The 25258-nt window shown below is 70.0% G+C and carries 23 protein-coding genes; 10 read left to right on the forward strand and 13 right to left on the reverse strand.

Going from position 1 to position 25258, the window contains the following annotated elements; genetic code table 11:
• Positions 1-33: 33 nt before the first annotated feature.
• The 9 genes from AV521_RS31950 to cynR form a co-directional block, all read right to left on the reverse strand.
• Positions 34-402, reverse strand: a complete 369-nt coding sequence (locus AV521_RS31950) for a VOC family protein (RefSeq protein WP_076093305.1) — start codon at positions 400-402, stop codon at positions 34-36.
• A gap of 111 nt (positions 403-513) precedes the next feature.
• A complete protein-coding gene (locus AV521_RS31955) occupies positions 514-2145 on the reverse strand; it encodes an NRAMP family divalent metal transporter (RefSeq protein WP_076093307.1) in 1632 nt (543 codons plus the stop codon).
• A gap of 532 nt (positions 2146-2677) precedes the next feature.
• Positions 2678-4111: an LCP family protein gene (locus AV521_RS31960; RefSeq protein WP_256725750.1), complete on the reverse strand. Its 1434-nt coding sequence runs from the start codon at positions 4109-4111 to the stop codon at positions 2678-2680.
• Between the two features lie 55 nt (positions 4112-4166).
• Positions 4167-4712, reverse strand: a complete 546-nt coding sequence (locus AV521_RS31965) for a hypothetical protein (RefSeq protein ID WP_076093311.1) — start codon at positions 4710-4712, stop codon at positions 4167-4169.
• Between the two features lie 246 nt (positions 4713-4958).
• On the reverse strand, positions 4959-5357 hold the full coding sequence (locus AV521_RS31970) for a VOC family protein (RefSeq protein WP_076093313.1): 399 nt from the start codon (positions 5355-5357) through the stop codon (positions 4959-4961).
• A 29-nt stretch (positions 5358-5386) separates the two neighbouring features.
• Positions 5387-5650 (reverse strand): hypothetical protein, encoded by a 264-nt coding sequence (locus AV521_RS31975; protein WP_076093316.1) that lies wholly within the window; start codon positions 5648-5650, stop codon positions 5387-5389.
• Between the two features lie 111 nt (positions 5651-5761).
• Complete coding sequence (locus AV521_RS31980; protein WP_076093318.1) at positions 5762-6031, reverse strand: hypothetical protein; 270 nt, start codon at positions 6029-6031, stop codon at positions 5762-5764.
• A gap of 1086 nt (positions 6032-7117) precedes the next feature.
• Positions 7118-7327, reverse strand: coding sequence for a cold-shock protein (locus tag AV521_RS31985; RefSeq protein WP_076093319.1), 210 nt, complete (start codon positions 7325-7327; stop codon positions 7118-7120).
• A gap of 399 nt (positions 7328-7726) precedes the next feature.
• Positions 7727-8635 carry a transcriptional regulator CynR gene (gene cynR / locus AV521_RS31990; protein WP_076093321.1) on the reverse strand — a complete coding sequence of 303 codons (909 nt, stop codon included), beginning with the start codon at positions 8633-8635 and terminating at the stop codon, positions 7727-7729.
• Positions 8636-8761: 126 nt separating this feature from the next.
• Here cynR and AV521_RS31995 point away from each other — a divergent pair, with 126 nt between their 5' ends.
• The 4 genes from AV521_RS31995 to acs all read left to right on the forward strand — a co-directional run bounded on the left by AV521_RS31995 (position 8762) and on the right by acs (position 12663).
• Positions 8762-9367, forward strand: coding sequence for a carbonic anhydrase (locus AV521_RS31995; RefSeq protein ID WP_076093323.1), 606 nt, complete (start codon positions 8762-8764; stop codon positions 9365-9367).
• 139 nt (positions 9368-9506) lie between these two features.
• Positions 9507-9977, forward strand: a complete 471-nt coding sequence (gene cynS, locus AV521_RS32000) for a cyanase (protein ID WP_076093325.1) — start codon at positions 9507-9509, stop codon at positions 9975-9977.
• Between the two features lie 265 nt (positions 9978-10242).
• Positions 10243-10536, forward strand: a complete 294-nt coding sequence (locus AV521_RS32005; RefSeq protein WP_143658686.1) for a hypothetical protein — start codon at positions 10243-10245, stop codon at positions 10534-10536.
• 36 nt (positions 10537-10572) lie between these two features.
• Positions 10573-12663 (forward strand): acetate--CoA ligase, encoded by a 2091-nt coding sequence (gene acs, locus AV521_RS32010; RefSeq protein ID WP_076093329.1) that lies wholly within the window; start codon positions 10573-10575, stop codon positions 12661-12663.
• Positions 12664-12676: 13 nt separating this feature from the next.
• Here acs and AV521_RS52340 read toward each other — a convergent pair whose 3' ends face one another.
• A complete protein-coding gene (locus AV521_RS52340) occupies positions 12677-12817 on the reverse strand; it encodes a hypothetical protein (RefSeq protein WP_305965201.1) in 141 nt (46 codons plus the stop codon).
• Positions 12818-13215: 398 nt separating this feature from the next.
• Here AV521_RS52340 and AV521_RS32020 point away from each other — a divergent pair, with 398 nt between their 5' ends.
• Entirely contained in the window at positions 13216-14430 is a 1215-nt protein-coding gene (locus AV521_RS32020) for a cytochrome P450 (protein WP_076093333.1), read from the forward strand.
• A 631-nt stretch (positions 14431-15061) separates the two neighbouring features.
• Entirely contained in the window at positions 15062-15586 is a 525-nt protein-coding gene (locus AV521_RS32025; protein WP_076093335.1) for a transglycosylase SLT domain-containing protein, read from the forward strand.
• A 178-nt stretch (positions 15587-15764) separates the two neighbouring features.
• On the opposite strand, the gene AV521_RS32030 is transcribed toward AV521_RS32025, so the two are convergent.
• Both AV521_RS32030 and AV521_RS32035 read right to left on the reverse strand, forming a co-directional pair.
• Positions 15765-16859: a DUF1152 domain-containing protein gene (locus AV521_RS32030; RefSeq protein WP_076093337.1), complete on the reverse strand. Its 1095-nt coding sequence runs from the start codon at positions 16857-16859 to the stop codon at positions 15765-15767.
• Entirely contained in the window at positions 16856-18289 is a 1434-nt protein-coding gene (locus AV521_RS32035; RefSeq protein WP_076093338.1) for a coproporphyrinogen-III oxidase family protein, read from the reverse strand. The genes AV521_RS32030 and AV521_RS32035 overlap by 4 nt, the downstream gene beginning before the upstream one ends.
• Before the next feature lie 292 nt (positions 18290-18581).
• Between AV521_RS32035 and AV521_RS32040 the strand changes: the two genes are divergently transcribed.
• Genes AV521_RS32040 through AV521_RS32055 form a run of 4 tightly spaced genes read left to right on the forward strand, consistent with a single transcriptional unit; the run spans position 18582 to position 23410 of the window.
• The gene (locus AV521_RS32040; RefSeq protein WP_076093340.1) at positions 18582-19814 is read left to right on the forward strand and encodes an ATP-grasp domain-containing protein; all 1233 of its coding nucleotides are present in this window, start codon (positions 18582-18584) and stop codon (positions 19812-19814) included.
• A 1-nt stretch (position 19815) separates the two neighbouring features.
• Positions 19816-21066 carry an acetyl-CoA carboxylase biotin carboxylase subunit family protein gene (locus AV521_RS32045; protein ID WP_076093342.1) on the forward strand — a complete coding sequence of 417 codons (1251 nt, stop codon included), beginning with the start codon at positions 19816-19818 and terminating at the stop codon, positions 21064-21066.
• On the forward strand, positions 21063-22382 hold the full coding sequence (locus AV521_RS32050) for an MFS transporter (RefSeq protein WP_256725751.1): 1320 nt from the start codon (positions 21063-21065) through the stop codon (positions 22380-22382). The genes AV521_RS32045 and AV521_RS32050 overlap by 4 nt, the downstream gene beginning before the upstream one ends.
• Positions 22379-23410, forward strand: a complete 1032-nt coding sequence (locus tag AV521_RS32055) for a GNAT family N-acetyltransferase (RefSeq protein ID WP_076093344.1) — start codon at positions 22379-22381, stop codon at positions 23408-23410. Before AV521_RS32050 ends, AV521_RS32055 begins: the two co-directional genes overlap by 4 nt.
• A gap of 399 nt (positions 23411-23809) precedes the next feature.
• Here AV521_RS32055 and AV521_RS32060 read toward each other — a convergent pair whose 3' ends face one another.
• On the reverse strand, positions 23810-25237 hold the full coding sequence (locus AV521_RS32060) for an alkaline phosphatase family protein (RefSeq protein WP_076093346.1): 1428 nt from the start codon (positions 25235-25237) through the stop codon (positions 23810-23812).
• Between the last annotated feature and the right edge of the window lie 21 nt (positions 25238-25258).

Consider the following 25258-nt stretch of genomic DNA (forward strand, 5'->3'; position numbering starts at 1 on the left):
TCACAGTGTGACGGGCGGTGGGGCAGCTCCTGGTCAGGCGAGCGGTTCGAGGAATTCGAGCCGGTTGCCGACCGGGTCGGTGCTGTAGAAACGGCGGTGGCCGGGCAGGTTGTCGTCCCAGACCACCGGAGCGCCATGGGCCGCCAGCCGTTCGGCGAAGGAGCCGATGTCCTTCACCCGCAGCCCCGGATGGGCCTTCTTCGCGGGACGGAAGGGTTCCTCGACGCCCAGGTGGAGCTGGACGCTGCCGTCAGCGCTCGCGAACCAGACGCCGCCCCGCTTGGCCAGCACGGGCGGCTTGGGCACCTCTACGAGACCCAGGGCATCTACGTAGAAGGCCCTCAGGCGGTCCTCGCTGGCGGGCGGTGCGGCGAGCTGGACGTGGTCGAGAGCGACGAGCATGGCGGATGCCTCCGGGGAGAAACGGGTCAGTGAGGGTTCGGGCCGTCCTGAGGAGCTGGGCAGGCACCCCAGGACGTTCGTCCCAGGACATTCGGTTCGGACGAGCGGTGTTCAGTGACCGAGCGCCACCTCGACGATCTTGATGACCACCAGGACCATCGCGATGAGCAGGTAGGTGCGCAGCGCGCCCATGCCGATCTTGCGGGCGGTGGAGATGGCCGGCCTGGTCAGGGTCTGCAGCGGCGGCATCCGCCACTCGTCCCTGCCGGTCCGGTCGATCGGGTCCTCCTTGGTTCCCGTGCGGCGGCGGGTGAAGGCGTAACCGGCGGCCAGCACCCCGACGATGCCACAGGCGGCCATGATGTCGAGGATCGCCCCGGACGAGATGTCCGGGAACAGCACCGAGGCGGTCAGGATGATCGACAGCGCCACCAGCACGCCGACCACGGCCGAGGTGAACGCGTTGGTCTTCGGACCGTTCACCCACGGGCCGAGCACGGTCTTGTCGTTGCACAGCAGCAGGAGGAACACCGAGGCCGACGGCAGCAGGACCCCGGCGAGGGTCTGCACGCCCTCGGTCAGCAGGCCCAGCGGTGAACCGGGGATCAGCACGATCGCCGCGGCCGCCGCGACCAGACCGGCGTAGACGGCGTAGAAGCCCTTCGCGCCCCCGACTCCGCGGTGCAGGGAGTGCCTGAGCCCGAGCACGTCGCCGATGGCGTAGGCGGTGGACAGGGAGACGGCGAACGCGCCGATGATCGAGGCGTCCAGCAGCGCGATCGCGAACAGCACGCCCGCCAGCTTCCCGGCCCTGTGCTCCAGGCCGGTCGCGACGCCGGCGGCGTCGGTGAACTGCCCGGAACCGTGCGTGCCGGCGAACGCGGCAGCGGTGAAGCCCATCATCGCCGCGGCCCCGATGACGACCACCGCGATGCCGATCCACAGGTCGGCCTTCTCGTACTTCATGAAGCGCGGGGTGATCCGCTTGTCGATCACGTACGACTGCTGGAAGAACAACTGCCAGGGTGCGACCGTGGTGCCGACGATGCCGATGATCAGCAGCATGACGGTGGACAACTGGCCGGTGCCGCCAGGCATGTTCGGGACGACGAAGTCCCGTGCCATCCGGCCGGTGGCAGGGTGGATCATGAAGTAGATCGGCACCAGCAGCAGCGAGGCCGCGCACAGCGCCATCGCCACCCGCTCGAACCGCTGGAACGATCCCGTGAACGCCGACGCGACGATGATCGCCGCCGCCAGGACCACGGCGGCCACCTTCGGAAGCCCCAGGTACCCTGCCGCCAGCGTGATGCCGATGAACTCCGTCACCAGGGTCAGCGCGTTGAGCAGGAACAGGTCGATCACGCTGAACGCGCCCCAGAACTTTCCGAACCGCTCCAGAATGAGGCGGGCGTGGCCCACACCGGTGACCGCGCCGAGGCGCAGCACCATCTCCTGGTTGACGTACAGCACCGGCACGAGGAGCAGCAGGGTCCACAGGAGGTGGGTGCCGTAGTTCTGGCCGGCCTGGCCGTAGGTGGCGAACGCGCCCGCGTCGTTGTCGCCGACCATCACGATCAGGCCTGGGCCCACTATGGCCAGCAGCGTCTTGAGCTTGGCCGAAAGGCCCGTGCGGGGTGCGGTGTCGTCGAGCCTGATGGTGCCTAGCGCGCCGCGGATGTCGCCGACGTGTGCGTCGTCCAGGACCGCGGAGTGCGGAGTCGTCTCGGACATGATGGTCATGACATACCTCCCGAATCCCCCCAGAAGGGGGAGGTAGGGGGCACGCGAAAGCCATCCCCCCTGCGCGAGCGCGCAGGACAGCGGCCCGCCACGGCTCAGGGCCGTGCGGGGCGCAGGGCGCGGACTCGATCCGCGCAGGGAAGGTGGTTACCGTGTGCCGGAAGAACGCGAGGACAAGCGGGATTGGGGCCGACTGTGGCCCGGACTACTGCTACTGCAGTCCATGTCTCTCGCCTCCTTCCGGCCGGGGACGCGACCTGTGCGCGTCGGCATCGACTCGGCAAGGAGCGACCCGGCCCGAACGGCCGGCTCACCCCAACTCGTCAGAGCTTTGGCGCTCCACGGGGTGATCCCTTGAGAGTGAAGCCACTTGACGAGGTGCCCTTTTCAAACCTTCCGAAGTGTATCCCGATACTTGCGCATGAATGCAAGTGTTTGGCGAACTCTTGACAGAGAGCCCAGCGTCGTGAAACGCATCGGTATCACAGACGGCCACGCCCCTCTTGATTCACGCCGGTCACGATTCCCGCGCTCAGTCGACGCAGGGCACCCCGCCCGCCTTCACGGCCGGGCCCGAGTCGGCGGCCGGGGCTCCGCTGGACGGCGAAGCCGTCGCGGACGGCGCCGGGGCGTCGGGGTGCGTGTAGTCCGCGCCCAGGGTGACGACGACGTGGCCGGCGGGCACGGCCGGACCGGGCGCGGCGGTGCCGGCGTGGAGCCGCCCGGCGATCTGCTGGGCCGCCTGCTGTGCCCCGGCGCCGTAGCGGACGGTGGTCGCGGACTGCGTGGCGGTGTTGCCGGTCGCGCCGGCCGCGTATCCGAGTTTGACCAGGGACGACAGCGCGTCGGAAGCGGCACCCCGAGCGCCGTTGCCGTTGATGACATCCACGGTGGCGGAGGAAACCGCGGTGGTGCCGGCCGAGGGGGAGGCGGAACCGGCCGCACCGAAGGCCTGCCGCACGATCGACTTGATCTTCTCCGGGTCGACGAGGTTGACGTCCTCGCGGTTGCGGATTCCGAAGCCCTCGATGGGCAGGGTGTGGAACACGACGTTGCCGCCGGTGAGGTCGGGGGCCTGCTGTGCGAAGTCGAGCACGTTCCAGCTGCTGTCGAGGACGACGTCCTTCTTCACCACGTCGAACAGACCCTGCAACTTGGACGGACTGCCCCATACACCCGCGGTCTTGAGCTGATGGGTGACCGTGGAGATGAACGCCTGCTGCCGGCGCGTACGGTCCAGGTCCCCGGCGTCCAGTCCGTGCCGCTGGCGTACGAAGGCCAGTGCCTGACGGGCATTCAGCTGCTGTACGCCGGCCGCGAAGTCGGCGCCCGAATAGCGGTCCTTGACCGGGTGCTTGAGGCAGACCGTGATGGGCTGCAGCACCTTGGCGATGTCGTAGAAGCCGAGGAGATTGACCTCGGCGAAGTGGTCGATGGGTACGCCGGTGAACTGCTGCACCGTCGCCAGCGTCGCCTCACGGCCGGCCTCACGGCTCCTGGCCTCCAGGTCCGCGCCCTTGACGCCCTGTGCCGCGTACTTGTCGTGGGCGGTGGTGTACGCGTTGGCGTACGCCTCCTTGATCTTGTAGTGGCCCTGCACCGAGCCGTCCCCGTTCAAGGTCTGCGCGTAGTCGTCGCGCGGAATGGAGAACGCCTGTACCTTGCCGCCGCCGGCCGGGATGTGCATGAGGATCAGGGTGTTGGTGTTGTAGTAGCCGATGTCGCTCGACCCGGCGTGCAGTTCGGTCTGTACGAACTGCCGCGGCAGGTCGTTGCCGTTCATGTCCTTGCGCGAGTCCAGGCCTATGAGCAGCAGGTTGACCGAGTTGTCCAGGTGCCGGGGCGCCTTGCCGCGCACCGCGTCGAGCGCGTCGGAGGTGGTGAGGCCATGGGTCAGGGACCGGTACGCGTACCAGGTCGCACCGCAGCCGAGCAGCAGGGCGCCCGACACCCCCCACGTCGCCACGCGCAGGGCGAGCAGCCAAGGAGTCTTTCGCGGTCGCGGACGGTGTCGCATCGTCTCAGGCACGGCCGCCCCTCCGCGTCATTTCGAACCGGAGCCCGGCTGCCGCCAGGGCCACGACGGCCACCGCACACTCCGCGGCGGCCATGGCCGGGAACACCGCCACGGCCCACCGCACCAGTCGTGTGACCAGAGGGCCGTGGGACATCAGCATCGCCCCCGCCGTGACGACGGCCACGGCCAGGACCGGCAGCGGCGCCACCAGTCCCAGCCTGCGGCAACGAACCGCCGCCACGGCCGCGAGCAAGGCTCCTGCCGTCGCACCGACCACCACACCCCAGCCGGGCTCCTGGACGACGAGGGCATCCACCCCGGCCCCGAGCGCCAACGGCCCGAACAGCATGACGACGAGGGCGCCGGCCCCGGGCCGACGCGCGGCCCGCCCGCCGCCCCCGTCCCGCTGCGAGCGTCGTACGCGGGGAGCGTCGGCGGACGGCATCCGCTCTTCGGCCCGGTCCTGCGGGACCACCCGCCCGTGCGTGACAGAGCCGTGCCGCGCCTGCGCGCCGATGGCGCCAGTGCTGCGTTCCTGCTGATGGGGCATACGCTCGCTCTCGCTCGTCTGGACGCAAGGCGACGTGGTCACATCCGAACGGCGTCGCCCCGACTGCTACCAGTGAGACGAAGAAACGACCCCGATAGTTGCACGATCGCGCAATCGAGCAAGTGCTGAAGCCTCGCCGTCCTGGTGATTCCAGCGAGGGAAGGGGCGACTGCGCGCGGAGTTGCACGAGGCCACGCCCGTAGCCTCTGCCAGATCTTCCCTCCCCTGACCCGCACGCCGCCGCCGTCACGTGCGAGTGCTGCTGAGCGGCCGTTCCCCAACAGTGGGCTGGAGGAATTCGAGGCGGTTGCCGACGGGATCCTGGCTGTGGAAACGGCGGTGGCCGGGGAGGGCATCGTCCCAGATCACCAGGGCGCCGAAGGCTTCGAGGCGCGCGGCGAGCGAGTCGATGGCCTCGACGCGCAGGCCGGGGTGGGCCTTTGCGGAGGCCCGGTACGGGGTCTCTATGTCCAGGTGGATCCGGACACGGCCGTCGTCGTCGCCGAACCAGCAGCCCCCGCGGGTGGCGAGGCGGGCCGGCCTGGGGACTTCGACGAGGCCGAGGGCGTCGACGTAGTAGGCGCGCAGCAACTCCTCGCTGCCCGGCGGGGCGGACAGCTGGACGTGGTCGACTGCGGTGATCATGCCGGACCTCCGTTCATGGATAGGTGACGTCAGTGGCGGGTGTGCCAGGTCGCTTCGAGGTACCGCCCGCCGTCCGGGCCGTAGGCCACACGCCAGTGGGCGTGCGGCCGTCGCCGGGCGGCGCCGGCCACCGACCGGCTGGCCGGGGCCTTCAGCGCGTGGAGCACGGGCTGCTCCAGAGGGCTGTCGGCGATACGGCGGACGAAGCCGCTGAGGAGGGCATGCACGAACTGCCGGGCGCTGTGCGAGCGGGTGCCGGTGTGACGCAGAGGGTGGTGAGCGAAGACGGACATGAGCGGTTGCCTCCGGTGGAGTGTGCTCAGGGCGCGATGTCGGCCCTCCGGGAACGCGGGGGAGGACCGGGCGGGTCGGCCAGGTCAATGGACGGTGTGCGGGTCCGCGGGTCAGGGATGTGCCGCGGCATCCGCGATGCACCGTGCGGCAGCCGGCGGAAGGCCGGTGAACTCGGCCAGCCAGTCGGGGCGGTGGCCCTGCCGGGCGAGGATGTGGGCCAGATGAACGCGCGGCTCATACGTCCCGCATCCGGTCCCGGCGCAGGCGAGGAGATCGAGCAGGTACGTGCGCTCGACGCCGTCGTCCAGGGTCAGTCGGATGCTGGGGCAGACCCTTCCGGGCGCGCAGGGTGCGGGGGTCAGGTTTCCGGGGAGGCGCATGGCGGTCTCCTCCTTCGCAGGGGGGCGGGCGCCGACCCGTACGGCGGCAGAGCGGACATGCCGCAGCGGGATCAGCGCGACGCTGAGGCGAGAGCGGGGAGGGCATGGGGCAAGACGCCATGCCCCAGGACGGTTCGGACCCGTCGGCGACATTCATGCGGTACGGGGTACGACGGAGGCAGTGCGACAGCCGACGCGCCGCCTGACAGCGCGCGCTCTTGACTGGCGTGGCCCCGCATGTCGTGGGCGCCCTGAGCGCTCACGGACAGGAGACGATCTCCCTGACGCCCTCGACAACCGCCCGCCAGGCGGTGATACGGCTCCGGTCAGGCGCGCGGGAGCGCGTCCGGACACGGGGCCGGACTATGGCCGGGACTGCAACTGCTGTCCATGTCCGCCCCCTTCCGATCCGAGCACGGGGCGAGGCCCGTGCTGTGCACTGGTCGGCCGCCCGGGATTCGTCACGGCCCGGCACTCCGCCACAGGCCGCCTCCAGGCTGGCGAGCTCATACTTGCACATCGACGCAACAAGGGCAACGCCGTCCTCGGCCGTCCAGGGCCGCTGCGTCGGGCCATGCGTGTACGACGCCCCAGGTGCCGAGCGCCGGGAGGACGGCGGGCACAAAGGAGTTGAGCGACTCCAGCGTTCTCTGTCAGCACTCGGATACGGCGAGCCGCAGGGCCCTGAGACCCCGATGGGCGGCGGTTGGACAACGCCGTACTGGGTGCAGCCGAGGCCCACACTCTCCACGCCGAAACGGCTGACACGACCCGCGCCGGGGAGCAAGTCGGACCCGTGCCGGACCTGTTCGTGCCCTCCGCACCCGGACAGTGCACGGTTGACCGTGCCGCGGTTCCGCGCACGGCGGCTGTGTCATGCGCGGGACCTCGCGGCGCGCGGAGCCGGGCGGCGGCCGGACGCCTCTGGCGTATGGCGGCGGCGGATCACCGTGCTGCGGTCGCTCGCACACTGCACGGTCCTCAGCCCGGCCGCCTCACTGGGCCCATGGGAAGGTTGAGGTGCAGCGGGTCCAGCGGGAGACCGGGCAGGCGTCCGCCCGGTCTCTCCGCGGATGGAAGTGTGGCCTACTGATCGAGGACCACCACATTCTCGGCCTGTGGCCCCTTCGCCCCCTGCGTCACGTCGTATTCGACTCTGTCGTTGTCCATGAGGGACTTGAACCCGGACGACTGGATCGCGGAGAAGTGCACGAAGACGTCCGGCCCGCCATCGTCCTGCGAGATGAATCCAAACCCCTTGTCCGCGTTGAACCACTTCACGGTTCCCGTAGCCATCACACGTCCCTCACGCTTGGTGTCCACTGCTCGACCTATGTTCCCCGGCAGGGCCTGCGACGAACCTGGTGATCACCTGAGATGAGGAGCTACTGCTCCGACCAGGGCGCCGGCACGTCGCCGGGCCGCTTGGGCCGCCATCGAAGCCGCCGGTGTTCTTGACGATCACTGTGTCGCCGTCCGGCTGTGATCCGTCACGGTCATTTGATGGGTGGCCGCGTCGATCGTCGCAACGTGGCCGGTGGGGACCGCCCGGTGAGGTCCGGCGCCCAGAGCCGGGACGCCCGCCAGGGTACCGGCCGGCACGAGCCGGGTGACGTCGCGAAGGTCTGGGCGTGGGACTGTCTTGCGGGCTTCCGCCGGCTGGAGTGCTCAGCCGGCCGGCCAAAGGCTTCATGGTCAACGCGGTGGGGCGTATCCGCGGGTGCGGACGAGGTCGTGGATGAGCTGGGTGAAGGCCCGGCCGGCGGCACTGCGGTAGGCGCCTTCGCGCTGCAGGAGGGTGACGGTGCGGGTGGGCAGGGGCGGGTCGAGGGGGACGGGGGTGAGGTGGGGGTGGTCGTGGGTGATGGCGTCGGGCAGGACTGTGGCCAGCGCGGTGCGCCGGACGATTTCGGTGAGGGCTTGGATGGAGTTGGCTTCGACCGCGATACGAGGGGTGACCCGGTGCTCCGTGAGGTAGGCGTCGATGTGGCCGCGGGTCGCGAAGTCACCGCTGAGCAGGGCGAGTTGCGCTTCTTTCAGGGCTCGGACGCCCAGGGGTTCAGGTGGCGGCTGGTTGTGCCGCGTGGCGGTGACCAGGCTGAGGGTTTCGGTGAACAGCGGTGTGGCGGCGATGCCGGGCAGGTGGGGACCGGTGAAGGCGATGCCGAGGTCGAGGTCGTCGGCGAGCAGGGCCGCTTCGATCCGGTCCTGGGTCGTCTCCGTCACGGTCAGATCGATGCCGGCGTGGCGGGTGTGGAGTTCGGCGGCGAGCGGGCCGACGAGGTAGGCGGTGAAGGTGGGGGTGATGCCCAGGCGCAGGTGGCCGCGGGAGAGGTCGTGCACGTCGTGGATGGCGCGTTCGGCGGCGGCCAGGTCGCGCAGTGCACGCCGGGCATGGTCGGTGTAGGCGGCGCCGGCGTCGGTGAGCCGTACCGTGCGGCCGGTGCGATCCAGCAGCTGCACGCCGAGGGTGCGTTCGAGCTGTTTGATCTGTTGGGACAGCGTGGGCTGGGAGATGTGCAGCTCTTCGGCGGCACGAGTGAAGTTGCCGTTCTCGGCCACGGCGAGCAGGTAGCGCAGGTGACGCAGTTCCAGAGTGGCCATGACCGAAACTATAGATGAGAGCAATAGCGGTCATGGTAACAACCTCTTGGACACTATATGTGCAGGTCATGCAAGGTGGATCTCGCCAGCCCACAGGGGCCGGCAGCCACCGAAGGGAGTGACCCCATGCCCGACCTCGCCGACGGCGTCGCGCGTTTCCAGCAGGACGTCTTCCCGGCCAAGGCGGATCTCTTCGCCCGCCTGGCCGCGCATCACACGCCGCACACCCTGTTCATCGGCTGCTCGGACGCCCGTGTCGTACCGGAGCTGATCACCCAGGGCGAGCCGGGCGAACTGTTCGTCATCCGCACCGCCGGCAACCTGGTCCCCGCCTACACCCCCGGCGCCAACGGGGTCACGGCGAGCATCGAGTACGCCGTCGCTGTGCTCGGTGTGAGCGACATCGTCGTCTGCGGGCACTCCGCCTGCGGCGCGATGACGGCCCTGGCCGAGGGCCACGACCTCAGCGGCGCACCCGTCGTCGCCGACTGGCTCCGGCACGCGGACGCCGCCCTGGCTCGCACTGCCGGCGTGGCGGCAGGCCCACAGAAGACGGCGACCCTGGTGCGTCAGAACGTGTATGCGCAACTGGCGAACCTGGCCACCCACCCCTCTGTCGCCCGGGCGCTCGCGGAGGACGGGGTGACCCTGCACGGCTGGGTCTTCGACATCGCCGGCGGGCGCATCGAACGACTCGACGTCGCCGGCTCGGGTGCCGCCTTCGTGTCCTGACCAGGGCCCGGTCCGCACCCTGTCCGCGAGCCGCTGACACGGTTCCGCACGCAGCGTGGCGCCCGGGACCACCACCCCCAAGAACCCGTCGTTCCGCTTCTTCCGCACGGAATGGCACCCCGGAAAAGGAGCCCCTTTCATGGTGCACGCCCAGTTCGCCCCCACCGCCCGCCAGGCCCTGGCCGCTCAGGCCGTGGAGGCCAAGACCCGCAAGAACCTCTCCTGGCAGCAGATCGCCGACGCCTCCGGGCTGTCGGCCGCCTTCACCACCGCCGCCGTCCTCGGCCAGCACGCCCTGCCCGAGACGTCCGCGAAGGCCGTCGCCGAACTGCTGGGTCTGGACGAGGACGCGGCGCTCCTGCTGCAGACGATCCCCACCCGCGGTTCGATCCCCGGCGGCATCCCCACCGACCCGACCGTCTACCGCTTCTACGAGATGCTCCAGGTCTACGGCACCACTCTGAAGGCGCTGGTCCACGAGCAGTTCGGGGACGGCATCATCTCCGCGATCAACTTCAAGCTGGACGTGAAGAAGGTCGCCGACCCCGAGGGCGGCGAGCGCGCCGTCATCATCCTGGACGGCAAGTACCTGCCGACCAAGCCCTTCTGACCCGCGCGGCCTCATGTGTGACACCGGGGGACGGGCCGCAAACGGCCCGTCCCCGACTCCACGGGAAGATCAACCAGTCCCGGCCAGGGGTGCGGCGGGCGCCGGGACCGATCAGCGGACGGCCGGCGAGGCAGGCACGGGGCGGAGCCGGATCTCGCTCAGGACCTGATGGTCATGGAGCCTTGACAGGGACGTGCGCCGAGCGTGTGGTGGGAGAGGGCACGGTGCTCGTGGCACGGCTGCGAGGACCAGGGTGGCGACGGTGGTGACGCGGCAGTACGTGGCCGGGGAGCTGTCCCAGCTGATCGCCGAGCTGGGGACAGCGGCCCAGGCAGAGGAGACGGACGTCGCCCGCGAGTTGCGGGGGCTGCGCCGGCAGGCGGAGACGCGGCCGCTCGACTCCCTGGGAGCGGTTGCCGCCCGGGCGCTGGCGGCGGGGGACGAGCTGTGCTGGCTGTCCCTGTCCCGGGGGGACGCCGCCGGTTTCCAGTGGCAGGCTGGCATTGTCGGCCGACTGTACGAGTTCGGTGTCTGTGCCGGGCTGGTGTACGAGGAGTGACCCCGCCGAAGCCCGGATCATCGGGAGGTTGGGCAGATGAGTACCGAGTCCCAGATCGCCGTCCACTGGCGCGAGGAAGCGTACTACCAGCCCCCGGCAGCCTTCGTCGGCCAGGCGAACGCCGCCGACCCGGCCCTGCTCGAACAGTTCCGTGAGGAGAACTTCCCGGACTGCTTCCGCGCCTACGCGGACCTGCTGACCTGGGACACGTACTGGCATACGACGCTGGACACCAGCGAGCCGCCGTTCTGGAAGTGGTTCGCCGGCGGGCGGCTGAACGCCTGCTTCAACTGCGTCGACCGTCACCTGGCCGCGAACCGCGACAAGGCGGCTTTCATCTGGGTCCCCGAACCGGAGGACGAGCCCACCCGCGCCATCACCTACCAGGAGCTGTACGCGCAGGTAAACGAGGTGGCCGCGCTGCTGCACGACTTGGGTGTGCGGGCCGGTGACCGGGTCACCCTGCACCTGCCGATGGTGCCCGAGCTGCCGGTGTGCATGCTGGCCTGCGCCCGCCTCGGCATCGTGCACTCGCAGGTGTTCGGCGGGTTCTCCGGCACGGCGTGCGGCGACCGGATCGCCGACTCGGGCAGCAGGATCCTGATCACCATGGACGGCTACCACCGGGCCGGGAAGATCTCCGACCACAAGGCGAAGGCTGACGAGGCCGTGGAGGCGGCGGCCAAGCTGGGCCAGAGGGTCGACAAGGTGCTGGTGTGGCGCCGCTACCCCGACCGCTACCTGTCCGACAGCGCCATGGCCGAGGGCCGCGACATCTTCGTCGACGACCTGCTGCCCCGCTACCGCGGGCAGCGCGTCGAGCCGCTGTCGATGCCCGCCGAAGCACCGCTGTTCCTGATGTACTCAAGCGGTACCACCGGACGCCCCAAGGGCTGCCAGCACTCCACCGGGGGCTATCTGGCGTACGTGGCCGGCACGTCGAAGTACTACCAGGACATCCACCCCACCGACACGTACTGGTGTGCCGCGGACATCGGCTGGATCACCGGCCACTCGTACATCGTTTACGGGCCGCTCGCGCTCGGTGCGACCAGCGTGCTGTATGAGGGCGTCCCCACCTACCCGGACGCGGGACGCTGCTGGCGCATCGCCGAGCGGCTCGGGGTGAACATCTTCCACACCGCCCCCACCACCATCCGCATGCTGCGCAAGCTGGGCCCGGACGAACCGGCCGGGTACGCCTACCGCTTCAAGCACATGACCACGGTCGGCGAGCCGATCGAACCGGAGGTGTGGCGCTGGTACCACGACGTAGTCGGCAAGGGCGAGGCCGTCGTGGTCGACACCTGGTGGATGACGGAGACCGGTGGTTTCCTGGGCGCCACCCTGCCCGCCCTGCAGCCGATGAAGCCCGGCAGCTGCGGCCCCGGTGTGCTCGGCATCTACCCGGTCATCTACGACGACGAGGGCAACACCGTCGAGGCGGGCAGCGGCCGGGCCGGAAACGTCTGCATCCGCAACCCCTGGCCGGGGGTCCTGCAGACCATCTGGGGCCAGCCCGACCGCTTCGTGCAGCTGTACTACGGCCGCTATTGCCGCGACGAGAAGAGCACCGACTGGCACGACTGGCCGTTCCTGTGCGGCGACGGAGCCGTCCAGGCAGCCGACGGCTACCTGCGCATCCTCGGCCGTATCGACGACGTGATCAACGTGGCGGGGCACCGGCTGGGCACCAAGGAACTGGAGTCCGCCGCCCTGACCGTGCCCGAGGTCGCCGAGGCGGCTGCGGTCCCGGTCGTCGACGATCTGCGGGGGCGGGTGGTGGAAATGTACGTCGCCCTCAACCCCGGCCAGGAGCCCAGCGAGGAGATCGAGAACAAGGTCACCCACGCCATCGACCAGCAGATCGGCAAGATCGCCCGGCCCCACGCGGTGTGGATCGTTCCCGACATGCCCAAGACCCGCTCCGGCAAGATCATGCGCCGGGTCATCGCGGCCGTCTCCAACTTCGCCGACGTCGGCGACGTCACCACCCTGGCCAACCCTGAGATCGTCGAGGACATCCGCCACCACGTGCAGAGCAACAAGATGGCGAGCGGGGACGTCCCGCGCGACCTCAGCGAGCAGGAGGCCGCCGAGATCCGCGCTTACGGCGACGCGGGCTGAGAGCGGGGCGCGGTTACGCGGGACTGTTCCAGTCGTACGGTCCGCCGCCGCGCCGGTCGATCAGTTCCGGGTCGTCGATCGCCGCGTGGGCGGACGGCGGTCCCGCACGGTGCAGGAAGTCGAGCACGTCGAACAGGCCGCAGACCGTGCCCATGTGATCGCATCGCCGTGAATCGTCACCCGCTGTCCCGCCGCCCCGCGATGGCGGGAGCACGGCCACAAACGGGCTCCGGCCCATGGCACCAGCGTGTGCCGGAACCGGCCGGTACGCAGCCGGCGCCCCAGCGGCGTGCGGCAGGGGCGTCCGCTTGCTCGGCGAACAGGTTGCCAACGGCGCCGCGTGACCGGGCAGGCACTCCGGCGGACCGGGATTGCGGACCTTCCCTCACGGCCCCTGCCGTCAGCCTGGGCGAAGGCGAAGGAGTCACTCGAGGCCCACCGCTGATCACACACCGCGAGCCGGCGGCGATTTCGGTATCGGACAAGCTGGGTATATGCCCCCTGGATGTCAGCGGAGGGACGAGTGCGGTCGATGCTGCCCCGGGAGGCGTGATGAGCCAGCAGCCGGTCCTTCTTCCTTACGGCGATCCGGCCTTCGTGGCGGATCCCTTCCCGCTCTACCGACGGCTGCGCGAGGACGGCCCGGTCCGGCGCGCGGTCATCGCCGGCGGCCTGGACGCCTGGTTGGTCACACGCTACGAGGACGGGCTCGCCGCCCTGTCCGACCCGAGGCTGAGCAGCGATGTGCGGGATGCCTCGGATTCCCGCCTCATCGAGCAGCTGCCCGAGTTCGAGCGTGAATCGATGATCAGCAACATGCTGCGCTCCGACCCGCCCGACCACACCCGGCTGCGCCGCCTGGTCTCGAAGGCGTTCACCGCACACCGGGTCGCCGAGCTGCGGCCCCGTATCCAGGAGATCACCGACCGGCTGCTCGACGCCGTCGTGCCGGCCGGCCGGGCCGATCTCGTGGCGGACTTCGCGTTGCCGCTGCCGGTCACCGTCATCAGCGAGCTGCTCGGTGTGCCGGTGGACGACCGGCACGACTTCCAGCGGTGGACCGACGCCGTGCTCATGCGCGGGGAGAGGACGCCCGACCCGGCCGTCGTCAACGAGGCGTGGCAACGTATGCACGCGTACGTGACGAAGCACCTCGAAACCAAGCGCGCCCGGCCGGGGAACGATCTCCTCAGCGCGCTGATCAGCGCCCACGACGACGCGCAGCGGCTGAACGACGACGAACTGATCGCCATGACCTTCCTGCTGCTGGTCGCCGGGTACGTCACCACGGTCAACCTGATCGGCGGCGGCATCGCCGCGCTGCTCGCCCATCCCGACCAGCTGACCCTGCTACGGGATCATCCGGAACTGCTGCCCGACGCGATCGAGGAGTTCCTCCGCTACGACGGCCCGGTCAGCCCGGGCATCGCCCGCTTCGCACGTGAAGACATCGAGATCTCCGGCGTGACCGTCCCGCGCGGGGCCACCGTGCTGGTCGCGTCCGCGATAGCCGACCGGGATCCGGCACGGTTCTCCGACCCCGACAGGCTGGACATCACCCGGCGTGACAACGGCCACCTGGCCTTCGGGCACGGCATCCACTACTGCCTGGGCGCGCCACTGGCCCGGCTGGAGGGCCAGATCGCCATCGGGACGGCGCTTCGCCGCCTTCCCGACCTGGCTCTTGCCGTCCCGCCGGCCGAGCTGCGCTGGCGGCCCGGCGGTCTCCGCGGCCCGGTGCGGCTTCCGGTCACGTTCACCCCCTGAGCGCCCCGGCAGGGTGGAGCCGGTCGTTCCGTCGGGCCCGGCGGAGCGCATCGCCGCGATGCCGGGTCAGCTGACCAACTCGGCGCTGTGCGCAGCGAAATACTCGGCGATCGGGGTGGCCGGTCGAGTCCCTGATCGACAAGCCGCCACGGGGTGTTCGGCATCGGTGACGTGCTCGCACCGTACGCGGAGTCCGGTGGCCACGGCCCGAGGGGCCACGCCGACCAAGGTCAGCATCTCGACCTGGAGGCGGAGTTGCCGGCCGCCTCCGACTTCCCACTAACGTGTCCGAAGGGGCTTCCAGGGGCCCTGGGGGAGTGACGCGACCCATAGGACCCGAATCACATCCGAAGCGGGATAGTAGGGATAGAACGCCCTGAACAGCGAAGAAAACCGTCATAGAGGTTCATTTCAGGCATTCATCCGAAGTGGGATAGTACGTCACATCATTGCGCCCCGCCGGGACCGCCGCTAAACATTGCTGTCGTTGCTGGGAGCCCGGTGACGGACCGAGCGGATTCGGATTGCCGCAAGGTCTTTCCACTCCCACTCGCAGCGCGGGGCTCCGCCCCACGCCGCCGCCGGCAGCAGCCGGCAATGACGACGTCCCCCAACGGAGAGTCCCTTTCGCATGACCACTCGCACCCGCACCCGCATCGCTCGACTCCGCACCCTCGGCCTCACCGGCATCGCCACCACCGGTGCCGCGGCCGCCGCAATCACCCTGATGCCTACGAACGCACAGGCCGCCGAAGCGACGCAGATGCACGCCACCTCCGCGGTCAAGGCCGCCGGCAGCGACAGCCGCACCACCTCCGGGCGGCAGACCGGCCACGGCAACAACCTCGACGGCTGGATCAAGCAGTCTCTGCAGATCATGAAGTCCAAGGGAATTCCCGGCAGCTACGAGGGCCTCAAGCGCAACATCATGCGCGAGTCCGGCGGTAACCCCAACGCCCAGAACAACTGGGACGTCAACGCCAAGCAGGGCACCCCGTCCAAGGGTCTCCTTCAGGTCATCGACCCCACCTTCAACGCCTACCACGTCGCCGGCACCGCTCGGAGCGTCACCGACCCGGTGGCCAACATCACCGCGGCCGCCAACTACGCCGCCCACCGCTACGGCTCCATCGACAACGTCAACTCCGCCTACTGACCCGGGCTCCAGGCGACTGCCGAACGCGCGCAAGTGGTGCGCGATGTCTGACGGCCACCACAACTCACGCAGGCGGATGCCGAGTTCGAGCAGGCAGAGCCGGTGCCGGGGCACATACGGCAACCACTGGTGGGGCGACCCCCGTTGCCAGGAGCCGCCCCGGGCGTGCTCGGGTCGGTCAGTGTGCCAGTGACAGGAGTGGGAAGGCCTCCAGGCCGGGACGGTGCTTGGTCAGCAGGTAGTGGATCTGTTCGGTCAGGCGCCAGTCGTAGCCCAGGGACTCGACGGCGCAGCGGACGCTCACGTACCGGGCGCCGGGGTGGTCGGCGCGCTGGACGTGGAGCCAGGTGTCCAGTTCGCTCAGGAACGTCTCGTCGTCGATGAGGTCGCGCGCGGTGTGCCGCCGGATCGCGCGTCGGCGCTCACGTTCGACCTCGTTGAATCCGTACAGCTGCAGGCTGACGTCCTCCGCGTCGGCCAGGGTGTCGGGGCGAGCCGCCAGCAGGCCTTGAGCGAGGCGGTTGTGGTCCAGGGCCCGTGCGAGTGGCAGGTCCCAGACGCGGCCGCTGTGGCCGGTGAGCGGGATCGGGCCCGCGCCTTCCCTCGTGAGGCAGGGGCCGCGCAGCCCGGCAACGGCTGCGGCGAGAAGGGTGCTGGCTTCGGACGGGTGCCAGCGGAAGACGTTCGCCGCCCACTCGGGGACGGTGGGGCCGAGATCGTTGCCGTCGCCGGCGACGCGGGTCAGCAGGGTCGCTTCAGGTATCTCGCCGTCGAGGCCGGGGCCTGCCATATGGACGGTGGTGGGGATGCCGGCCAGGTGACAGGACGCCAGGACGAGCGCGTCGGGCAGGGGACTGACGAGCGTGGGTTCGTCGCCGTGGGCGAGGATGTCGCCGCCCATGTCCACGACGCCGATGTGGTCGACGCCGAGTGCGCGGGCGGTCCGCCCGATCTGATCGGCGAGGCCTTCGACACCGGTGTAGGGGTCGAGGAGCCCGAGCCTCGTCGGCAGGTCGCCGGCCAGCCGCGGCAGGGTCGATCCGCGCGGCCCGACCGGCTTCGATCCGGCGGTGACGACCGGCACCGGAAGGGTGTCGAGGTCGAGGCAGGCGAAGTCGTGCGGGGCGAGGGGGCCGGGAAGCGGATCCACGGCGAGGCGTTCCCAGGCATAGGTGAGGACCACGGCATCGGCGCCGGAGCCCAGGCTCGCGTGAGTGAGGGCCGTGCCGATCGGGTCACCTCCGCCGCCCGCCGCGATGAACAGCTCGGTCACGAAGCCGCTCGCGTGGTGCGGATCCCCGAGATGCCGACCGATGTACCCATGTGTTTGCGGGCTCGGTTGTTCTGCTCGTGCAGGCGCTCGTAGTAGTCACGGTCGAGCTGCACCACGCTGTCGGAGAAGAACATCCAGGACAGGATGTCGCGGTATTTGAAGCCCTCGGGGGTGAGCTGGACGCGGCGGCCCAGGCGGCGCAGGAGCCCGGTCTCCTCGGCGGCATCAAGGATCGGCTCGAACAGGTGGGCCTTGTCCTGGTAGCCGAAGCGGTCCAGTTCGGCGAGGTCCAGGTCGAAGGTGTCCAGGACGAGGCGCTTGCGGATGATCTCCTCGTCGTCGAGGACGAAGCCGGTGACCGGCTGCAGCGCGTGGGCCTCGGCCTTGGCGATGTAGTCGGCGACTTCGGACATGGACGGTTTGACGGAGCCCACCATGTAGTCGAGGACGCCGGTGTAGGAACGGGCTCCGACCCCGAGCCCGAGCAGCGGCACGCCGTGGAAGGTGAGGACCTTCTGTTTGTAGCCGCCGCGGCCGAGCTTCTTGTAACGGACGGAGCCTTCCTGGACGTAGCCGTGGTCAGTGAAGACCTGACGGGCGTAGTCGTAGCGCTCGTACAGGTTCGGGGACTGCGCGTACTGGTAGGCACCGGTCTTGGAGAACCAGGCGTCCGGGCGCACGGTGAGGAAGTACGTGCTGATCGTGGCCGGGTCGAGCCGTGCGAGTTCGTCGACGGAATGCCGCCAGGTGTCGTCGGTCTGACCGGCGAAGCCCATGATGAGGTCGGTCGACAGGTCCGGCAGGCCCTTGTCGTGCACGATCTCGATGGCTTTGCGGATGACCTGTTCGCCCGCCTGGCCGCGTCCGGCTTCGCGGATCTCCTTCGGTACCAGGGACTGGATCCCGATGTTGGCCCGGGTCAGGCCGAGTTGCAGCAGACCTTCGAGGGTGGCGGGCTCGTTGACGATCGAGTCCGGCGTGGCCTCGATCGCCACTTCCTCCACGGTGGAGCGCCAGTTGGGATACACCTGGTCCAGCGTGCTGAACAACTGCTCGAAGTGGCGCAGGGACAGCAGGCTCGGGGTGCCGCCGCCGATGTAGACGGTGCGCAGCCGGCGGGCGCGGATGATGTCGGCGTGGTCGCGCAGCTGGGTGCACAGCGCGTTCATGTACGCCGTGTAGACGTCCGTGTCCTCGCTGATGACGGTGTACAGATTGCAGAAGCCGCATTTGTAACGACAGAACGGCACGTGCAGATACAGGTTGAGCTCGGGGACCTGATGCAGGGTCAGGTCCTTTTTCCAGGCATCCTCGGCGGTCCAGGAACCGTCGAGCGGCCGGTAGGTGGAGCGTGACGGGTAGGAGTAGTTGTACGGCGGGATGACGCCCTGCCGGATGTGGTCGGTGAGCTGTGCGGCGTAGCCGGTCACGCGAAAGTGCCCCTCTCGTACATGTTTGACGGGTGGGTCGTCCGAGAGTCAATCCGCGATCGGTGGCCGGGACCCAGGTCCGGTATCCACGAACCCCGGCCCGCTGGGAGCGTGCACTCCTGTGCGATGACCTGAACTCCACCGGAAAGGTCGCTTCCGCAAAGCCGAACCCCTAGGATCCGTGCCCCGGCGGGCGGCTGGAGCTTGCTACAACCGTTGTCGCGAAATCGCCGTCCTGCTCTGGTTGTTACGTTCATGGCCCCGGCCCTGCCGGTGCGGTCTACTGCGCGGCGTGAAGAAGATCCTGCTGATCGAAGCGCTCGCAAACTCGGGCCCCTATGTGCTGGATGCCGCCCGGGCACTCGGCGCGCGCGTCTTCGTCGCCACCCACGAGGACGTCTACGAGAGCTACCCCGGTGCTCTGCGCGACAAGATCCACGGCGCGGTGTTCACCGATCTCACCGACCCGGACCGGGCGCTGGCGGACCTGGCCGCGTTCGCCGAGGCGACGGGGATCGACGCGGTGGCCGGCTGTTGGGAGTTCTTCACCCCGCTCGTCGCCCACCTGGCCGAGCGTCTGGGGCTGCCCGGCAACGACCCCCGGCTTGCCCAGGCGTGCCGCAACAAGGCGGAGATGGCCCAGGCCTTCTACGCGGGCCAGGTGCCCGCGCCGAGAACGATCAGCGTGCGCACGGCCGGAGAGGCGGCACATGCACTCGGCCGTAGCGGCATCGGATTCCCGGTCGTTGTCAAACCCGCCGAGCAGGGCGGCTCCTGGGGCGTCAGCGTGGTCGAGAGCCCCGAACAGCTCGACGCCGCCGTACAGCACGCCCAGTCCTGGCCGATCGCCGCCCCGCACGGCCTGCCCATGGACCAGCGTGTCATCGTCCAGGAGTATGTCGCCGGACCTGAGTTCAGCCTCGACACGGTGGTCTGGCGCGACGAGTTCTTCCACCTGCCCGCGGTGGAGAAGCACACCACCGCCGGTGCCTACCGGGCCGAGACCGGTCACACCTGCCCCGCCGCTCTGCCGGCCGCCGAGCTGAGCGCCTTGCGGTCCGTCACCGAAGGGGCGCTCCGGGCGCTCGGCATCCGCAACGGCGTCGCCCACACCGAACTCAAGATCTCACCCGACGCCGGCCCCGTCGTCATCGAGGTCGGCGCCCGCCTGCCGGGAGACCACCTCGTGGACGTCGTACGCCGGGCCTCGGGCATCGACGAGGCCCGCGCCTACCTCCAGGCGGTGCTCGACGAGAAGCCCGATGTACCCGCGCCCCGGCAGGGAGCATGCGCGATCCGCTTCCTCACCCCGCCGCGCGCCGGCACCTTCCACGGAGTGACCATCGACGGCCGCCACGACGGCTTGGTCGACGGGGACATCACCACGCCGACCGGCGCCGTCGTCGGCAGCGCCCACGACAACTCGGCCCGCATCGGCCACCTGGTCTTCACCGCGCCCACGACCGCACAGGTCAACGCCGACGCCGCCCACGCACTCGCCCACACCCGCATAGAAGTGAGCTGACATGCAGCGCATCGCCTTCCTCCGGTCCGTCGACATCCAGCGCGCCGACCCGTACATCCACCGCATCGCCCCCGCCCTGGAGCGGCTGGGCGCAAAGGCCCGCCTCTTCCACACCCACGGCGACTGCGGCCCGGACCTGTTCCCGGGCACGAGCGAGCGGCTCGACCCCGCCGCGACACCGGACGAGTTCGTCGAGCGGGTGCGTGCCTGGGGCGCCGACGCCGCCGTGGCGATCTCCCTGCCGGACGAGAACGCGCTGCGGGACGCCGTCGTCAAGACCAAGCTCGAAGCCCTCGGCATCCGCACCGTCATGACACCCCTCGCCGCGACACGCGTCCTGTGCGACAAGTGGGAAACCAAGCGAGCCCTGGACGCGCACGGCCTCACCACCCCGCCCGCCGTCCTGGTCGACAGTGACCTCCTCAACGACCGGGCGCTGCCCGTCCCGGCCTACCCGGACGCCGTCCGCCTCGCCGCCCAGGACCTCGGCTACCCCCTCATGGCCAAGCCACTGTGGGACTCCACCAGCATGGGCATCGAGTTCATCCCCGACCAGGCCGCCCTCGACCGCCACCTGGCTATCCCGCCGGCGGCGCACGCGGTCCTGGAGAAGTGCGTCAGCGGACGGCTCTGCTCGGTCGACATCGTCGGCGCCGACAGCCACTACACCGTCATGCCGCTCATCTGGACCGGCACCGCGGGCGGCCCTCCCACCTTCACCTTCGAAGACCTCCGCTACGTCGACCCCGCCCGGGGCGCCGACTTCCGGCCCACCGCGCAACGCCTCGTGGACCTGTGTACGGCGCTCGGTGTCGAGGGGTCCGTGAACGTCGACATGATCTACGCCGACGGCGTGTACCACGTCCTGGAGATCAACCCCCGGATCGGCGGCGCCACCACCCTGTCCATCGCCGCCGGCGGACTCAACACCTTCGCCGCCCTTCTCGACATCCTCACGGGCACCTGGCCGACCCGGAGCAGCGCTCCGGCCGAGCGATTCGCGATCGAGTGCCTCACCGCGAACCCCACCCCCGCCCTCCTCGCCGAACTCCGCGCCCGCATCGACCTGGTGACCTGGCACGACCTGATCATCGACGGCCACAACCACGGCGGCATCCTCACCTTCACCGTGAACCCGGGCGACGAGCAGCAGGCGGTGAAGGAACTCACTGAGCTGTACGAGCAGACGGGCTTCATCGCGGCCCCCAGGCTCGACAAGATCCGCCGTCTGCTGACCCCCGCGGGCCGGTGAGCATCCCCGCCCGCAGGCGATCGGTACGCCGCGGCGCCCCGCCCGGCCGCGGCCGTCGCCGTGGGCTGCGCGCCCGGGCCGGGCTGCCCGCGCTCACCGGAGCGGGCCGCTTCGTCGCCGCTCACGCGGTCGACAGCCTCGGCACCGGCCTCGTGTTCGCCTTCACGATCGTCTACCTCGCCCACGCCACCCACCTCTCCCTCGCGGAGATCGGCGCGGCGCTCACCCTGGGGAACCTCCTCGCGCTGCCCGCCCCCGCACTCGGCGGACTCCTCCTGGACCGCTTCGGCCCCAAAGCGGTCGTAGCGCTCGCCAGCCTCGTTTCCGCCGCGGGGTTCGCGGCGTTCCTCGTCGTCCGCTCCGCGTGGCAGATCAGCCTCGCCTACCTCGTCGTACAGGCCGGCATCAACCTGTACTGGACGGCCGCCCGCAACCTGGTGCCCCTCGCCTGTGTGCCCGGCGAGGAGCGCCTCTGGTTCGGGTTCATCTCCTCGCTGCGCAACCTCGGCATCGGTGCCGGCGCGGCCGTCTCCGCCGTCGCGCTGGCCCTGTTCGGCCCGGACAGCCTGTACGTCCTCATCGCCGCGAACGCGGGCACGTTCCTGTGCGCGGCGCTCCTGTTCCTCACCTGGAAGCCCGCCAGAAGCCCGGCCGCGCCGCACGCCTCCGGCTCCTCGGAGGACAGGGGCGGTCCGGCCCCGAGGGGCAGCCGGCAGGCGGTCCTCCGGGACGGCCGCTACCTCCTTCTCGTCGCGGCCAACCTGGCCTTCGTCCTCGCGCAGATGGTCCCGCCGGTCCTGCTCGCCGTGTACGTCACGGGCACCCTGCACGCGGGCGCGTGGATCCCCGGAACCCTCCTGGTCATCAACACGGCCGCCGTCGCCGTCCTCACTCCGGCCATCACCCGCCGCTCGGCACGCCACCGCCCGCACCGTGCGATCGCCGGCGGATTCCTCGTGGGCGCCGGTTCCTTCGCCCTCTTCGCCGCGCCCCTCGCCTGGCAGGGCGCCCCCGGCTGGGCCGTGGCCGCCGTGCTGGTGGCGGCGATGCTCCTGTTCACCCTGTCCGAGATCCTCAGCTCTCCCGCGCTCAACGAACTCTCGGTCGTTCTGGCCCCCGCCGCCGCCAACGGCCGCCACCAGGCCGCCTTCCAGCTGTCCTGGTCCATCGGTGGCGCCGCCGCTCCCGTCGTGCTCACCACGCTCCTGAGCCGGCAACCCGTCCTGCCGTGGCTGCTTCTCGCCTCCCTCAGCGTGCTCGCCGTCCCCGCAGCCCACGCCCTTGCCCCACCCGACCGGGAGGAAGCCCTGCCGTGATCCTCACCCTTGTCCGGGACCTCATGGACGTCCCCGCCACCGAGTGGGACGCCCTCACCGGCCACGCGGGCCTCTACCTCTCCCACCAGTGGCTCGCCGCCCACCAGCACGACCCCACCGCACAGGTCCACTACGCCCTGGTCCACGCCGACGGCCGACTCATCGCCGCCGCACCGCTGCACGTGGTCGACAGCGAACCGAACGCCCTCTACCGCGTACACGACCTCATCCCCGACCGCACACCGGCAAGGACCCTGCTCGCGGGAGCCCGCCGCGGCTACTTCAACTCCCCTCTCCTGCACCCTCGCCTCACCCCCGACCGGCGACGCGAAGCTCTGAACGAACTCGTGAAGTCCGCCAGTTCGCTCGCTGCCGTCCACGAGGCACAGCCATGGTGGCTGTACGTCACCGACACCGCAGCCGCCGAACTCGCCGACGCATGTGGCACCAAACCCATGCAACTGGGCGAGGACGCCCGCATTCCGCTGCCCGGCAGCACGTTCGACGACTATCTCGCCGGCCTGCCCTCCAAGCGGCGCGTCGCCATCCGCCGCGAGCGCCGAGCCTTCGCCGAAGCCGGATACGAGCTGCGCACCCAACGACTCTCCGAGTGCGCCGACCCAGCCGGCGCGCTGCTCGCCCAGCTCCAGGAACGCCACGGCCACCCGGCCGACCCCGCCTTCATGGCCCGGCTGCTGCGCGACCAGGCCGAGGGCATGGCCGACAGCGGAGTCGTCCTCGCCGCGTACGCCGAAGGCCGTATGGTCGCCTTCAGCCTCTTCTACCGCCAGGCGGATACCGTCTGGCTCCGGGCCACCGGTTACGACTACGCCCGACTGCGGGGCGCGCACGAGTACTTCAACCTCGTCTACTACCTCCCCATCGAGGACGCCTACGCCCACGGCGCCGCCGCCCTGCACCTCGGCATGGAGTCCCTCCGAGCCAAGACCCTCCGGGGAGCGGTCACTTCACCGCTCTGGGCGATCGAAGGGGCTGGGAGCACGGTTGGCCGCCCGGGGCGCCCCTGAAGGGGCGATGCTGGGATTGTGTACGCTACGGCGCCGGCACGACGGTAGGGCACGACGTCGTGACCGCCACCGCGCGCTGCGAGCTGTTCGGCGGCGATCCAGGTACAGCCCGCCGTGCCGCGCACCAGCACCGACTCGGAGGAGGACGACCGCCTCGACCGGGCGACGGCTTGTTCGACGTAGCCCCCCGCCCACTCCGGTGAACGCCCACACACACCGACCGGCCCATGACGCGTCGCCCCCGTCGCCGATCGCTGGCTTTTCATGGCCAACAGGGGCCTGCACGCGGCGGCCATCTGAGCCACGGAGAGCACATCGACTCGCTGGACCTGCCGGAGGCACGCGCGTCCCCGGGCCCCCGGCGAGGGCCCAGGGACAAGGGGCTTGGGCCCCCGGGTGTCACACGTGCGGGCGGCGGCCGCTTTCCTGCTGCGGGAAGGTCTGGTCCGCGCCGGGCAGCGTCGGCTTCGGCAGAGTCGCCACCTCCTCCTTCGCCTTCTCCAACTGCTCCGCGGTGTCGTCAGGAAGCTGGGGCGAGCTTGGGCGGGCGTCGCGGAAACGGAAGGCGGTCGTGAGGTCGCCGAAGGTGGCGCGCCGCCAGTCACTGATGTTCGGCTCGGCAACCCCGGTGAACCGCTCCAGGAACTGCAGGGCCGAGGTGTGGTCGAAGGCCTCCGAGGCGACCCAACCACCCACGGTCCAGGGCGAGATGATGATGGCCGGGACACGGAAGCCGCCACCGATCGGCAGACCCTGGATGTACTCGCCCGCTGTGCCCGCGGGCGGGGTGGGCGGGGCCACATGGTCGAACAGGCCGTCGTTCTCGTCGTAGTTGAGGATGAAGGCGGTTTTCTGCCACACCGTGGGGTTGGACGCGATCGCCTCGATCTTCGAGGCGACGAAGTCGGCACCGGCCGCCGGGAGATAGTCGGGGTGCTCCGACTGGAAACCCGTCGGAATGATCCAGCTCACTGCCGGCAGACGGTCGTTGCGGGCGTCGTCCTCGAAGGTGCCCTCCGGCTGCGGGCGTACTCCCCGCTCGTACAGCTCGGAGCCGGGCCGCGCGTTCTGGAAGGTGGCGAACTGCTCCAGCAGGTTGCAGCCGTAGTCGTCGTCCTGCTGGTACACCTTCCAGCTGACGCCCGCCGCCTGGAGCCGTTCGGCGTACGTCGTCCAGCGGTACGGCGTGGGCGCGACGTTGCTGATGATCGGCCCGCCGTGGGTGCCGGCGGGGTCGATCGTGCCGGTCATCCACATCAGACGATTGGGCCACGTCGGTCCGAACACCGAGCAGTAGTAGTTGTCGCAGATGGTGAAGGCCTCGGCGAGCGCGAACTGGAACGGGATGTCCTCGCGCGTGTAGTAGCCCATCACGTAAGGGCCGTTGACGCCGTCGGCCCTGCGGTGGGCGGGCAGCCACTGGTCCATCCTGCCGCCGTTCCAGGCCTGGTGCTGCACGGACCAGGCGTGGCTGGTGGACGGGATGGCCTGTGCGCTCGACTTGTGGGTGTCGAGGTGGAAGGGCAGCAGATAGCCCTTCGGGTTCTTGGTGTCGGGCTGGTAGAAGACCGAACGCCCGTTGCCGAGCCTGAGGGCGTCCGGGTCGCTGAAGCCCCGGACGCCCGACAGGGTGCCGAAGTAGTGGTCGAACGACCGGTTCTCCTGCATCAGCATGACCACGTGCTCGATGTCGCTCAGCGATCCGCGTGGGGGCGGCCCGGCGGCTACGGCCTTCTGGATGCTCGGCGGGAGGAGGGAGAGAGCCGCGGTGGCGCCGAGCGCACCCGCGGCCGTACCCAGCAGTCTACGGCGTGTCAACTCAGCCATGATGGCCCTTTCTTGAGCGAG

Source organism: Streptomyces sp. IMTB 2501, from assembly GCF_001953885.1.
Taxonomy (GTDB): Bacteria; Actinomycetota; Actinomycetes; order Streptomycetales; family Streptomycetaceae; genus Streptomyces.